The organism is Bartonella sp. CL162QHHD, assembly GCF_042195435.1.
GTDB lineage: Bacteria > Pseudomonadota > Alphaproteobacteria > Rhizobiales > Rhizobiaceae > Bartonella.
On the sequence record NZ_JBHIOG010000067.1, the window covers coordinates 16,476 to 31,040 of the forward strand.

Annotated in this window: 9 protein-coding genes and 2 pseudogenes; 6 read left to right on the forward strand and 5 right to left on the reverse strand. The window is 39.7% G+C overall.

The window, feature by feature from the left end:
* Positions 1-170: 170 nt before the first annotated feature.
* The 6 genes and pseudogenes from ACFILD_RS07910 to ACFILD_RS07935 all read left to right on the forward strand — a co-directional run.
* Positions 171-430, forward strand: a pseudogene (locus ACFILD_RS07910) (DNA translocase FtsK); the annotation flags it as partial.
* 121 nt (positions 431-551) lie between these two features.
* Positions 552-1,160 (forward strand): outer-membrane lipoprotein carrier protein LolA, encoded by a 609-nt coding sequence (locus tag ACFILD_RS07915; RefSeq protein WP_273790530.1) that lies wholly within the window; start codon positions 552-554, stop codon positions 1,158-1,160.
* Between the two features lie 33 nt (positions 1,161-1,193).
* A complete protein-coding gene (locus ACFILD_RS07920) occupies positions 1,194-2,009 on the forward strand; it encodes an exodeoxyribonuclease III (protein ID WP_273790529.1) in 816 nt (271 codons plus the stop codon).
* A gap of 61 nt (positions 2,010-2,070) precedes the next feature.
* Positions 2,071-3,552: an efflux transporter outer membrane subunit gene (locus ACFILD_RS07925; protein WP_375665005.1), complete on the forward strand. Its 1,482-nt coding sequence runs from the start codon at positions 2,071-2,073 to the stop codon at positions 3,550-3,552.
* Positions 3,549-4,775, forward strand: coding sequence for an efflux RND transporter periplasmic adaptor subunit (locus ACFILD_RS07930; RefSeq protein ID WP_273790527.1), 1,227 nt, complete (start codon positions 3,549-3,551; stop codon positions 4,773-4,775). The genes ACFILD_RS07925 and ACFILD_RS07930 overlap by 4 nt, the downstream gene beginning before the upstream one ends.
* A 3-nt stretch (positions 4,776-4,778) precedes the next feature.
* Positions 4,779-6,767 carry a MacB family efflux pump subunit gene (locus ACFILD_RS07935; protein ID WP_273790526.1) on the forward strand — a complete coding sequence of 663 codons (1,989 nt, stop codon included), beginning with the start codon at positions 4,779-4,781 and terminating at the stop codon, positions 6,765-6,767.
* Between the two features lie 1,161 nt (positions 6,768-7,928).
* On the opposite strand, the pseudogene ACFILD_RS07940 reads toward ACFILD_RS07935, so the two are convergent.
* From ACFILD_RS07940 to acs, 5 genes and pseudogenes are all read right to left on the reverse strand, one after another.
* A pseudogene (locus ACFILD_RS07940) lies at positions 7,929-8,151 on the reverse strand (Arm DNA-binding domain-containing protein); the annotation flags it as partial.
* A 1,241-nt stretch (positions 8,152-9,392) separates the two neighbouring features.
* A complete protein-coding gene (locus tag ACFILD_RS07945; protein WP_273790525.1) occupies positions 9,393-10,058 on the reverse strand; it encodes a YdcF family protein in 666 nt (221 codons plus the stop codon).
* Between the two features lie 4 nt (positions 10,059-10,062).
* Positions 10,063-11,016, reverse strand: a complete 954-nt coding sequence (locus ACFILD_RS07950) for an ABC transporter permease (protein WP_273790524.1) — start codon at positions 11,014-11,016, stop codon at positions 10,063-10,065.
* Positions 11,009-11,668, reverse strand: coding sequence for a cell division ATP-binding protein FtsE (ftsE, locus tag ACFILD_RS07955; RefSeq protein ID WP_273723097.1), 660 nt, complete (start codon positions 11,666-11,668; stop codon positions 11,009-11,011). Before ftsE ends, ACFILD_RS07950 begins: the two co-directional genes overlap by 8 nt.
* A 536-nt stretch (positions 11,669-12,204) precedes the next feature.
* On the reverse strand, positions 12,205-14,148 hold the full coding sequence (gene acs, locus ACFILD_RS07960; RefSeq protein WP_375665007.1) for an acetate--CoA ligase: 1,944 nt from the start codon (positions 14,146-14,148) through the stop codon (positions 12,205-12,207).
* Between the last annotated feature and the right edge of the window lie 417 nt (positions 14,149-14,565).

The following is a 14,565-nucleotide window of genomic DNA, read 5'->3' on the forward strand; positions in this document are numbered from 1 at the left end:
AAGAGCTTTCAGGTTCGCGAGTAATATGTTTAGTCCTTAATCCATTATGTATTGACTATAATTTATGTTGCTTCATAGATTAGGGGTGGGAAAGAATATATTATGCGTTTAGAAAATCAGCAGAAAAGCAGGAAAATTTGATGATTTCGGAAACATAAACGCAGACTGGTTATTTGGAAACGATACCGAAAGAGATCGCAAGAAATAAAGGAAGGATGTTTCTTTAGCAGATGATTCCTATTGTCAAGCTGTTGCTATTGTGCTTCGTGATCGTAAGGCTTCGACTTCTTATATTCAATGTCGTTTAGGCATTGGTTATAACTGTGCTACAACATTGATTGAAAGGATGGAAGAAGAAGGCATCATTAGTCCAGTAAATGATATGGGTAAGCAAAAAGTTTTGGAGACTGTCGAAGAAGAATACTTTTGAAAATCTTTTGATATTTTTTTCAAACAATATCTTTATCTTATAAAGATAGGTATTTATTCGTCGTTGATCACTTAAGTTATGAATTATAAAGTTAATTAAGTATTGCTTGGGAGCATTTTTTATGAAAACGTCTTTTTTACCGCAAAGAAGAATCTTTGGGTTGGTGGGAATTATTATCTTTTGGTGTTTAACTTTTCCTGTTTTTTCGCAAGTATCTAATAAAGTGATAAAGGCGCAAAATGTTGTGAATCACTTTGCGGCAATCAAAACAATGACAGGTGATTTTATTCAGTTTAGTCCAAAGGGAAAAATGTCTCAGGGGACATTTTATTTAGAGCGTCCAGGGAAAATTCGTTTCATTTACAAAAAAATGCCTTTACAAATTATTGCAGATGGCCAATTTGTGGGTATTAACAATCGGGCTTTGAATACTTGGAACTTTTCACAACTTTCGCAAACGCCAATGAAGTTTTTGTTGGATGATAAAATTGATGTATCTTCTGGGCGCTTGTTGGCATTTCGCGAAGATCCAGGGGCTGTGACGATTGTTCTGCGTGATAAAACGATTGGGGCAGGGCAAATAAGGATGGTTTTTGATTCTAAAGGCTCTGCTTTGCGGCAGTGGACAATTGTTGACCAACAAAATTTGGAAACTACTGTGCAGGTTATGAATGTGCGGACAGACGTCCGGTTCGCTAATGGGATGTTCACGCTTCCTTCGAAGAAATGAAGAAAGAGTGTTACGTTATTTGGATTAAAACAAATGTTCTTTCGTATTGCGACTTGGAATATTAATTCTATTCGTTTGCGTCTTGCACAGGTTTTTCAGTATTTGGAACTCTTTTCCGCAGATGTTTTGTGTCTACAGGAAACAAAATGTCCAGATGCTTTATTTCCAGTGGAGGCTTTTGAAGCAGCGGGTTATAAGCATATCGCATTGAGTGGACAAAAATCTTATAACGGGGTGGCTATTGTTTCTCGTTTGCCTTTTAAAAAGGTAGAAAAACGTTTTTTTTGTCAAAACCAAGATTGCCGGTATATCTCAGTTATTGTGGAAGCCCATGGGAGAAGCTTGCGGATTCATAATTTTTATGTTCCTGCTGGGGGAGATATCCCTGATGCTGATGTGAATGAAAAATTTCGTCATAAGCTTGATTTTTTAGAAGAAATGTCTTCCATTCGTGCGGATCACGGCGATGGTCTTTCTTCTCTTTTGGTGGGAGATTTAAATATTGCTCCTTTGGCAGAGGATGTTTGGTCTCATCAGCAATTGTTGAAGGTTGTAAGCCATACTCCTATTGAAACCGAGCGTTTACAGGATTTGTGTTGTCAAGGTGGATGGGTTGATCTGATGCGGTTGCATATTCCTGTTCCTACCAAGCTTTATACATGGTGGAGTTATCGTGCTCGCGATTGGGCATTTACCGATTATGGGCGGCGGCTTGATCATGTTTGGTCTTCTCAAGATTTAGCACCTTTTGTTGTAGATCTTTCTATTTTTCGTGATGCGCGCGGATGGGAACGTCCTTCAGATCATATTCCTGTGCAAACTGTATTTGATTTTTCACGTCAAGTTTGAAATAAGAGGTAAATAAAGTATTAATATTAAATAATGATTCTGAAAGAATGCGGGAGACTGGATGTATATCAGAAATCTCAAATGGGGCGCTTCTCGTGGATTATTTTCTAGTGTCTTGTTGTGTTTGCTTTTGTCAGGATGTATGGTTGGTCCTAATTACCAGAAAACATCTTTTCGTGTTCCAGCAGTTTGGGGAGAAAAATCTGCACAGACTGCAGGGCAGTCCGTTGCGCTTGCCGGATGGTGGCGGCATTTGAATGACCCTGTTCTAGATGCGTTAATGGATTATGCTATTTCTGGAAATAATAATGTTGCTGTTGCCAAAGCTCGGGTACGTGAGGCGCGTGCAGGTTTAGGGCAGGTTGTGGGAACTCTTTTGCCAAATGTGTCCAATTCAATTTCAGGAACCCGTAGTCGTTCTGGACAGTCTGATGCATTGTTAAACCAGTATAGTAGTGGTTTTGATGCAAGCTGGGAGCTGGATTTTTTTGGTGGGCATAAACGTGCGGTTGAAGCAGCGCGTTATGGCCTTGATGCGGCTGTGGAAGATATGCGTGCTACCATGGTGACATTACTAGGAGATGTGGCAACAAATTATGTGCAAATGCGTGGTTGGCAACAAAAGTTGTTTATTGTGCGGCAAATTGCTGTCTCACAACGTAAAACTTATGAACTGATGCGCGCTAGATTAACAGCTGGTGATGTCTCTGAGCTTGATGTTTCAAATGCGCAAGCGCAAATGGCAAATACAGAGGCAGATATATCACAGATGGAAGCGAATGTAGCAATGAGCGTTCATCGCCTCTCTGTCTTAACTGGTCGTGTGCCTACGGCATTGAAGGATCTTTTACAAAAAAATGCTAAGCATGCAAAGATTCCACAACCACGCTGGCCGATACCAGCAGGAATTCCAGCTGATATTTTGTTAACACGTCCGGATTTACGACGGGCAGAGCGTCAATATGCGCAAGCGACAGCACGGATTGGTCAACGTGAAGCAGATCGTTATCCATCACTTACTTTAACAGGTAATATTTCAACAGCAGCAACGGCAATTGATCAATTATGGAAAAATTCAACGATTGGCTGGTCTTTTGGACCTGGTCTTCGTTTTCCTCTTTTTAATGGAGGTCAGGTCGAGGCTTCTATTGCGATAGCGCGCGCGCAGCGTGATCAAGCTTTTATTACTTATCGAGCTGCTGTGTTGGAAGCTTTAGAAGATGTAGAAAATGCGCTTGTAAGATTAACGAAGGAACATCAACGCTTAGAAAAGCTAATCGTTGCGAATAAAGCTTCTCTTCATTCCTTAAAACTTTCACGGAGCCTTTTTGAGAATGGAAATACTAGTTTTCTTGAATTGTTAAATGCTGATCGCTCTTATTATTCTGCACAAATGGCGCTTAAAGATAGCCGTGTTTCTTTGGTTACGCAATATATCACGTTGATGAAAGCATTGGGGGGAGGCTGGGATGGCGTTGTTGATGTATCGCGTCCAGAAGTCGTTGATAATGCACCTCGTTCGCGTGCAAAGGTAGGGAAATGAAAAAAAACTTACTCAAAAATTTCATTACAAAACATAAAAAACTTTCCTTCTTTTTAACTGCTATATTTCTCATTCTCTTGTTGTTATGGTTACGTTCTGTTTTTTTTGGAACATCTACTCCAACTTATATAACAGCGGTGGTGAAGCGTGGGGATATTGAGGAAAGTGTTTTAGCTTCTGGTCTTGTACGTCCTTACCGGTTGGTGGCTGTTGGTGCGCGTGCAACAGGGCGTGTGGTGTCAATGCGTGTTTCCCCTGGGAGTGTTGTGAAAGAAGGCGATCTCTTGGCAGAAATTGATCCTACAGATCAGGAAAATGATTTAAAAAGAAAAAAAGCGGCATTATCGCATTATTATGCGAATTTGGTAGAACAAGAAGCCTATCTTTCTCTTGCACAGAAAAATTTAGAGCGTCAGAAAAAAATGATCGAAACACGTGCGATTTCACGGGCGAACCTCGATGAGGCTGCGACACAGGTGAAAATACGCGAGGCGCAAATTGAACAACTTCGTCAGCAGATTGTGCAAGCACAAATTGATGTGGAGAGTGCAGAGGTTAATTTAGGTTATACACGCATCACTGCCCCTTCAGCGGGAACGGTTTTGGCAACAGTTGTGGAAGAAGGGCAGAATGTGAATGCGGTTCAGTCGGCGCCAACAATTGTTATTTTGGGTGATTTATCAAAGATGACGATCAAGGCGCAAATCTCAGAAGCAGATATTCTTAAAGTCCGAGCTGGACAACCACTTTATTTTACAGTTTTAGGTAATTCACAGCGTCGTTATGAAGGCGTTTTAGAAAAAGTAGAGCCGGCTCCTGAAGCAATTCGTGCTGATGTGAGTATTAATCCTGGTATGGTGAGTGGTTCTAGTGCTTTAATATCATCGGCTATCTATTACAATGGAATTCTACATGTTGATAATGCGGACAATTTTTTGCGAACCTATATGACTGCTCAAGTTCATATTATCTTAGGGCGCGCGCAGAATGTCTTGTTGGTTCCAAGTGATGCTTTACGCGATGAGACAAGAGAGCGTAAAGCATGGGTTTCTGTTTTGGTGGGGGAAAATAAGGTGGTTACTAAACAGGTGAGTGTTGGGTTGAATAATAAGGTTATGGCGGAGATTATTTCAGGACTTAACGAGGGTGATGTCGTCATCACCAGTTCGTCTGATGGAGTGATGCCAGAGTCTTCTAACATGCATAGCGAAGACGAGAGTTAAAGCATGAGCACAAATCAAGCAGATGCTGTCTTCGTCTTGGAAAATATTGTGCGCAAATTTCCTGCGGGCGAAACGTTTGTTACCGTTTTGAAAAACATCAATCTTACCATTAAACGTGGTGAAATGGTGGCAATTGTAGGTGCTTCCGGTTCAGGTAAATCTACCTTGATGAATATTTTAGGCTGTCTTGATCGTCCAACTTCTGGCCGTTATTGGATCTCTGGTAAAGAAACAGCTTCTCTTTCTGCGGATGAATTGTCGGCTTTACGACGTAATCATTTTGGTTTTATTTTTCAGCGCTACCATTTGTTGAATGAATTGACAGCTCTTGGTAATGTTGAAATTCCGGCTATTTATGCGGGATGTGCCGTGGAAGCAAGAAAAAAGCGTGCACAGGATCTTTTAACGCGTTTGGGCATGGGTGATCGGATAAATCATCGTCCAAATCAGCTTTCCGGTGGTCAGCAACAACGTGTTTCTATTGCTCGGGCGCTCATGAATAATGCGGAGGTCATTCTTGCAGATGAACCAACTGGTGCATTGGACAAAAAGAGTGGGCAAGAAGTATTGCATATTTTGGATGAACTTCATCAAGAAGGGCGTACTATTATCATTGTAACCCATGATATGCAGGTGGCTGAAAGAGCAGAGCGTATTATCGAAATCAGTGATGGGGAAATTATTGCTGATAAGCGGTCAAGGGTTGCAAAAACAAAAGTTGGTAGAAAATCTCTTCAGGAACAACAAAATCTAAAAGGCCAACAAAAACTGGGCTTTTTTCGTTCTTTTTTTGAGCGATTCCGTGAGGCGTTTGTGATGGCTCTGTTGGCAATGAATGCACATCGTATGCGGACTTTTCTAACAATGCTTGGGGTGATTATCGGTATTGGGGCGATTATTGCTATGGTGGCTTTAGGGAATGGTACACGAGAGAAAATTCTGGAAAATTTTAAAAGTTTGGGTACTAATACATTAACCATTTTTCCTGGTAAAAGTTTTTCTGATCCACAAGCAGAAAAAATAACCAGTTTGGTTGAAGCTGATGCAGAAGCCTTGTCTGGATTACCTTATGTTTCTGGTGTAACACCACAGATTTCAGCAAGCTCGAAAGTGCGTTTTGGTGCAGTTGAAGTTAATGCCGTCATTGCGGGGGTGGGAGAACAATTTTTTCAGACACAGGGGCTCAAAGTTTTCAAAGGACAGTTTTTTGATCAAAAAAGTGTCCATGATCGGGCGGTTGATCTCGTGATCGAGAAAGAAGCATTGTCTGTTCTTTTCCCCCATAGCTATGAAAGCCCCCTTGGAAAGGTGGTGCATGTGGGGAATGTTCCAGCGCGTATTATTGGTGTTGTTGATTCGCAAAATAATGCAAGTGGAGATACATCAAATACGTTACAGCTTTATTTGCCCTATACAACAGTGCAGACACGTTTTCTTGGCACAACAGAAGTTCGTGCAATTACTGTTAGAATTGCTGATGATATTGATTCACATTTAGCGGAGACCATGATAAAACGTTTTCTCATTATGCGGCATGGCGGGGAGGACTTTTTCATTAGAAATTCTGAATTCTTCCGTGAACGTGTTATGGAGAGTACAAATATTTTAACACTTTTAATTTCTTCAATTGCAGCTATTTCCCTGATTGTGGGGGGTATTGGGGTGATGAATATTATGTTGGTCACTGTTTCTGAGCGGATCAATGAAATCGGCGTGCGTATGGCAGTTGGTGCACGGCAAAGTGATATTTTACAGCAATTTCTCATTGAAGCGATTTTGGTTTGTGTGATTGGTGGTGGTTTGGGGATCTTGCTTGGGCTTTCTATCGGTGGCTTATTTCTTCTGTTTAAGGCGCCTATCCATTTGGTTTATACTATTGAATCGATCATTATGTCTCTTACTTTTTCAACACTCATTGGAATATGTTTTGGCTTTTCTCCAGCGCGGCAAGCTTCACGGCTTGACCCTGTTGTCGCTCTTTCACGCGATTAAGCTTTATCAATTGGGTCATGTTTGTTCGTGATGCTTTCCACTTGGATGAAGCTTTTATGAAGCGAAACATGAATGGGAAAAGTTTGGCATTATTTGCTGCTCTATTTTAGAAAACGCTTTGTTTATTAAGTGGAGCGTACCCTAGAGGTGAACGTTTCTTATAGCAGACTACATCATGTGAGATATGATAGGCATATAAGCCTTCTTGAGGCATTAAATGTTTTGAGAATGCATGATGAATATTTTTAAATCTTTCTTGTCGAGTCTTATGGAAGTAAATCCTGTTAAGGAGAAGTTAAATGGAACCCGTTAGAGTGAGATTGCTTGCAGACTGAATTTTGTTAAAAATCTTCGCCTTCTGAGATGTGAAGAGGAGGACAAATGAAATATACTGCGCGACGATTCTTAAGATTTAACCTAAAAAGAGGCGGGGGAAGTGAATAGTATATCTGCTAACAAACAAAAGAACAAAAAAGAAGGTTGATGCCAAAAACAGCTTAAACCTCCATTCTTCCAAACAAAAATGAACTGGTATCGAGATAGCTGAGCAGTTTAAGAGGTTTCGTTTAGTCTTTTTAAGATTTTTGGAAAAGAGGTTATGAGGATTTCTCACTTTTAGTTTTGCAGAGGGTGGTGCAAATTATAGGTGTTTAGGTTTATGCAAATAAATAATGATCATGCTCAGGTTTTAAAATGTGACCTAAGATACAGCCGTTTTCTGTTCCTTTATGCGAGTAACTTAGCTTTCTTTAGAATATTTTGTTTAAGGCACCGCTTTTTTCTGCCTTATCTCATGATTTTGGAGCTGAAGGATAAACAAGCCATTTGAGTTTCTAGGGTAAGGATGCCGTCAGATACTCGGTAGGGGGGCGTGATCTTAAGAACTAATACCGTGAAACGCGGGTTTGATTTAATGGTTTTGGTGAGGAAGACAAAAAGTTTGAGAGGCGGATAGCTTCTTATTTTGAATGATGTATGAATGAAAAGGGCTTTCATTTATTGAAAAAGAATAAGCTCATATTCAGCAGGTGTGAGATGAAGTAAGAGAACATCGTAATACCAAGCTGCAGTTATGCTGCTAAAGAACATAATGGCGCTAGTGATGAGCAATGGTATGTCTAGTTGGTATGGTGGTTATTCTTCCTCCTGCTACAAGTCCGATACAGAGCGCCATTGGTTTGCACATTCACGGGCTTGTTTTAAAGAGACATCTCTTAAGGCACCCAATCCCATTTCACGACGGCGCTCGTGAATGGTACAACGGTAAATCCATTGAGCACCTCCATCTTTACGCTTATGAAGTAACAAGCCGGCACCATCATTATATTTGCCAGCTCGTGGGTGTTGCGATAGACCTTGCATTAAGACGGTTCATAAGAGCCATTTTTAGTCATTTCTTGTACAGTTTTTATCCACACACTCATCCCGCTTGTGATGTGCAAGCGGGTGGTTTTGATTGATTCAATAGAGAACAGATTTGAAATGAGAGAATCTGATGATATTGAGAGCTCTCATTCAAGTTGTAGCGTAATAAAATTTCATTATAAATCAATATGTTGTATGTAATAAAGCACCTTAGGCAGTGAGGTCACTAAAATTATGACGCATGAGCTTTAGCGGCAGTGATGAATATTCTCAGGCAGGGGTTTTCTTGTCGAGCTTTATGTGAGTAAACCATATAAATGGGGAAGCTGAGAGGAACCTGTCCAGAGAAAGTGAACTGTTTACAAATCGTTGCTGATAGGAATCATCGTCCTTTGAGATGTTGAGAGGAAATCACAATTCTTATGAAATCTGTCTTTTGAGGTGTTCTGATATTGAAGTGAGCAGGTGGAATGCGTTAGACAAGAAGCTGAGTTATTATTGTTTACAGATCAATAGAGTTTAAAAATTTTCGTTCTTTTTCTGGGAGGAAACCAGATAAAAAGTGATCTTAGAGAGCGAAATGATTTCAAAAAAGATTGCGATAAAAAACGTGGGGTATTTGTAGCGGTGTGCGTTTTGAGCTTATTCCTATCTGTGATCTAAAATGCTCTTAAGAAGATGCTTTTTAGAATAAGAGATTGTTACTAATATATTGACTTATAATGATAGTTTAACATTCTCTCTGTTGAATGAGAAATCTAACTATCATAAATTTTCTCATTTTAAATCTATTAAAAGTATTTTTTTGCATGTCATACGAGGTTGGTATGTTTGTGTTTAAGAAAGGCGTAATGCATGCCTCTTACCAATCATCCCAAGAGGCTTGAGCTATCGTAATACTTGGGGGCGGCAAAATATAGGGTGGGGCGGTTTGCATTTTTATGAAGCGTAAAGACGGTGGTATAAATAGATCTCTATAACAAGTCTGAAGATCTTATAGTTGTCTGGGGGCTCTATTTACAAGAGCTTATATATTGAGATGGTATGTACAGATCCCGTGCTGTGAGATATGTTTGGGATGTAAGAGATGTTTTGGGTGAATGTGCAATACAGTGATACATGTATTGTGGGGTGTTCTGTGTTGTATGAAGGTAGCTCTGTCGAGCTTTTATAGAAGCAACCTCTTGTGGAAGAGTATGAGAGAAAGGTATGAAGAGGTCAGAAGATGGCAAGGTTTTTAAAAAGTCAGAAGGATAAAGATTAGAATGCGGTTCTGATATAGACTTGGAGCGTTTTAATATATTGGAATATGAGAATGCGGATTTGATTGATCTGTTGTATTGCGCTTTCAGCATTGTTCTTTTTAACAGGATAGGCAATGAAATGGATATCAGGCATTAAATATTTAAGTTCTCGCATCGAGCGCCACACATGGTAATCATGGGTGACGATATAAAGGGTTTTATAGTGGTGTTTTTTGATCCAATCGGCGCTTTCTTTAGCATTTCCTCTGGTGTTAATCGCTTGATGCCCGATGTCAATACAACAGGAGATAAGCCGTCGGGTAATATGCATGTTATGCATGAGACTTTTCAGGTTGGTTGTGGTATTTACACCACTGATGAGGAGACGTGAACCAAGCCCCCTTTGTAAGAGATTAAGTCCTGTCTCTATTCGGTTTTCTCCGCCTGTCAGCACAATGATGGCATCAGCTTTGGGGAGAGGCTGTGGGGGAGAAAGTCGTTCAGTTTTTTCAGAAAAAATGATAAAACCGCTCCAGAAAATGAAAACAATGATTGAAAGAGTAAGGGTTGTCGGTGGAAAATAGCGAAATAAAAAGCGGGGAGACCAACTATAGTGGAGCCGTTTTGGAAGAGGACGTTCTAAATTGTTTTGCGTCAATGAGTTGTAAGTGTTGTGAGTCATAAAATTAAAATAAACCGTTTTCACATTGATCGATTTTTTTCAGTTGTGTTAAAATAGTCATGCGGTTTGTAAGGGTGGTAAGAAAAGAAACGAAAATAATAAGAAAAATGATTTTTCCGTAAGGAATGGAACTTATGGAAAGATGTCCAAACAAAGCTGTTATTTGGCTAGCTTCTACTCTTCCCAAGTTATAATTCGTCCAGAGACAAAAGGCTGAAAACAGAAATATGCTTGTAAGACCACCATATAAAGAACCACGCAGCGCGGTTTTAAAAAAATGCCAGTCAAATTGGCGAGCAATGAAAAGAGTTTCAGTACCAAGGAAATATAAGACATTGATAATATGTGTATTTTCTGCCAATGCATTGCGGGTGGCAAAAATGATGGTGAGGATAAGAGAACCTAGAACCAATGCTAAAATTGAAAAACCAATGAAAACAGTGGTGTGTGCCATGGTCGCAAAACGATGAACCCAAACACGGTGATCATCAAATTGACCTCCTGGAATTTGGGTTTTAATGGCGTGATTAATGGCTGCAAAATTGATTTTTTCATCCCCATTCAGGGTCACAATGATGAGGCGGGGAAGGGGTAGTTCATTGACATTGAAGCCTGTTCCAAGCCATGGCTCCAGTAACTTTTCTGTAGCTTTTTGGTCAACAATTTTTGCATCTTGTACACCAGAAAATGTTTTAACCAATTGTACGGCATCACGGAGTGCTTTGTTGATATCAACATTGTCAATGGGGCGTATTTGTATTGTTGCTTCATAGCTAATCTGATTACTCCAATTTTGGGCGGCATGTTGGACTAAATCAACACCGATTAAGGTGAGGCTTGAAAGAAATGTCATAATAGCAATTACGGCAACCAATGCTTTTCCAGAAATATTACCACTGGGAATAATCGCTGTTGTATTTTTTTTATTGCTTGTAAAAATGGGGAAAGACTTATTCATGAATCGTCATCCGTCCGTTATGGAGAAGCATACGCCGTGCTGCAACTTGTTCCATTAAGGCAATATCATGGGTGGCAATGATAACAGCCGTTCCAAAACGGTTTAATTCAATAAACAAACGGAGGAGGCGTTTTGCCAAGGGCGGATCGACATTTCCAGTGGGTTCATCGGCAAGTAGAATTTCAGGTTGATCAATGAGTGCGCGTGCAATGGCTACCCTTTGTTTTTCCCCACCGGAAAGAACCGGTGGTAAAACATGAATATGATCTCCAAGACCTACCCAACAGAGAAGATCTTCCACTTCACTGCGATAGGTTGCTTCTTCTTGTCCTTTAATGCGTAAAGGTAAGGAGACATTTTCATAAGTGGTCATGTGGTCGAGTAAACGAAAATCTTGAAAAACCACACCGATACGTTGTCGCAGCGCAGGGAGCTCTTGTCGTTTGAGTAATGCTGTGTCTGTTCCAAAGAGATCAATATGACCGCGGGTGGGTTTGAGTGCCAAAAACATAAGACGCATCAGCGACGTTTTCCCTGCTCCAGAGGCACCTGTGAGAAATTGAAATGATCCAGGAGGAATATGAAAGCTAATATCACGAAGGACCTCAGGGCCCATTCCATAGCGTAGGCCGACATTTTCAAAATGAATCACTTTTTATTATTACTCCTGATTTTATATTGCATCATTTATTCTAAGAACTTTTACTTTCATTGCTTTAGATTTTTGTTGTAAGCTTGTTTATTTTAGATTTCATGGTTTTCAATATTTTTTATACACCCTCGTTATAGATAAATATTTTTGCTCAAGAATATTATCACTTATACTTTCTTTTTTTAGCTTTATTTATGATTTTAGCAGGAATTTCAAAGGGATTCTAGCATAAACATCAGAACTATTTTTCCTTCTTACTCAGAGGCTTTTTTTGCATTGAGTGGACATTGGGTGATTTTAAAAAGCTATGTTGCTCTTTTTATCTTACTTTCTTAGTTCTTGTTCGCATCCCAATCTTGAGGTTTTTGCTTAAATTATTTCTTACCTGTTATGAAAAAAAGCGTTTGTTGTTAGAATGATTGAGCTTCTCATGCATTGTTTTGTTTTTTATTCTCCTTGGTGGTTTTCGTAATAATGCTGAGATAATTTTAGCAAAAAAAACAAAAACCACCGTATGTTGTATTGCGTCGTGTTTTTTAGTTTTGTCGGTTGGCAATCAGATCTTCAACAACTTGTGGTTCGGCAAGGGTTGAAATATCTCCGAGAGTATCAAAATCGTTTTCAGCGATTTTTCGTAAAATACGTCTCATAATTTTCCCTGATCGTGTTTTGGGAAGCTGCGGAGCAAACTGAATTTTATCCAATATGGCAATAGAGCCTATTTCTTGTCTCACATGCTTGATAAGGTCTTTTTGCAATTCTTCACTTGACTCTGTTCCTTCCATGAGAGTCACAAAACTATAAATTCCTTGTCCTTTAATGGGATGCGGGTAACCCACAATAGCTGCTTCTGATACAGCGGGATGAGAAACAAGAGCTGATTCAATTTCAGCAGTTCCTAACCTGTGCCCCGAGACATTGAGAATGTCATCAACTCGTCCTGTGATCCAATAATAACCGTCGCTATCGCGCCTACAGCTATCGCCTGAAAAATATTTTCCTTTATAGGAGGAAAAATAAGTTTGAATAAAGCGTTCATGATCCTTATAAAGTGTGCGCATTTGTCCGGGCCATGAATCACTGATACAAAGATTGCCTTCTGCTTCACCTTCTAAAACATTGCCTTGGGCATCAACAATTTGGGGTTGAACACCAAAAAAAGGACGTGTGGCCGATCCTGCTTTGAGGGGTGTTGCACCGGGCAAGGGCGTGATCATATGCCCTCCTGTTTCCGTTTGCCACCATGTATCGAGAATCGGACAACGGTCATTTCCAACTGTATGATAAAACCATTCCCATGCTTCTGGATTAATCGGTTCTCCTACCGTGCCTAAGAGACGCAACGATGTTCTGTTTGAGTGTTCAACAAACGAATTTCCTGCTCCCATTAAGGCGCGGATAGCTGTTGGTGCTGTATAGAGCGTATTGACTTGGTGTTTGTCGACAATTTCCCAGAATCTGCCTTTGTCAGGAAAGGTTGGTGTGCCTTCAAACATTAAAGTGGTCGCACCATTGCATAAAGGTCCATAAACCAAGTAAGAATGACCGGTTATCCAACCAATGTCAGCCGTGCACCAGTAAACTTCATTGGGGTGGTAATCAAAAACATATTGGTGAGTCATCGAGGCAAAAATAAGATAGCCCGCTGTGGTATGCAAAACACCTTTAGGTTTGCCGGTGGAGCCTGAAGTATAAAGAATAAAAAGTGGATCTTCAGCATTCATTGGTTCTGGTGGACAAGCTGTTTTGGCATGAGCTATCTCTTCGTGGTACCAAAAATCACGCCCCTCTACCCATTGAATGGGTCCACAAGTTCGCCGTATAACCATGACTTGGTCCACCTGCACGTTTTGGCGCGCGGCTATCTCAATAGCATGATCAACATTGTCTTTTAAGTTGATCCGTTTGCTGCCACGCAAGCCTTGATCAGCGGTAATAATGAAGGTTGATTCACAATCGACAAGGCGTCCTGCTATTGCCTCAGCAGAAAAGCCAGCAAAAATAACCGAATGAATAGCTCCAATGCGAGCACAAGCAAGCATGGCATAGGCTGCTTCGGGAATCATAGGAAGATAAATGGTTACTTTATCGCCTTTCTTAATGCCACGACTTTTCAAAAGATTAGCAAAACGACAAACATGTTCATAAAGCTCGTTATAGGTTATTTTTTTATCATGGTAAGGATTATCTCCTTCCCAAATGAGTGCGATTTTGTCTCCATGGATTTTCAGGTGGCGATCAATGCAATTATAGGTAACATTTGTTATCCCATCTTCGTACCATTGAATGGAGACATCTCCGTTAAAAGAAGTGTTTTTTACTTTTGTAAAAGGTTTAAACCATTCAATGCGTTGACCATGTTTTGCCCAGAAGCTTTCTGGATCATCGATGCTTTCTCGATACCACTGTTGATAAGTTTCCTCATCGAGTAAAGTATTTTTTTTGATCTCTTCTGATACTGGATAGATTTTTTCAGTCATGTTTCCCTCTTTTTATTGTTTTGAAAATCTGCCTCTGTATTTTTGTATGGTTATATTTGTGGCAGAGTTTTCCCAAAAGCTTTTCATTGTGAGGTTAGACTAAATGACAAAGATTAGAATAGTCAATTTTTAAATCTGATACGTTTTTCTTAAAAAGGTATTTTATGCTTTTAGGATATTTAAATGTGGCAAAGTCTATTGCGGTATAGAGCCTTTTATAAACGCACAAAGGCATTAAAAAATATCATATAAAAAGGGAGATGAAGGTGCTTTATTGATTATCGCTTTAAATGTTTTTTATTTTGTATTCCCTTATTCAAATAAGAATAAGTTCATTAATAATTAATTAAACCAAAATATCAAAAATAATGAAAAGAATTACTGTATATAAAGTTTATTTTATAGTTACTTTCCAAA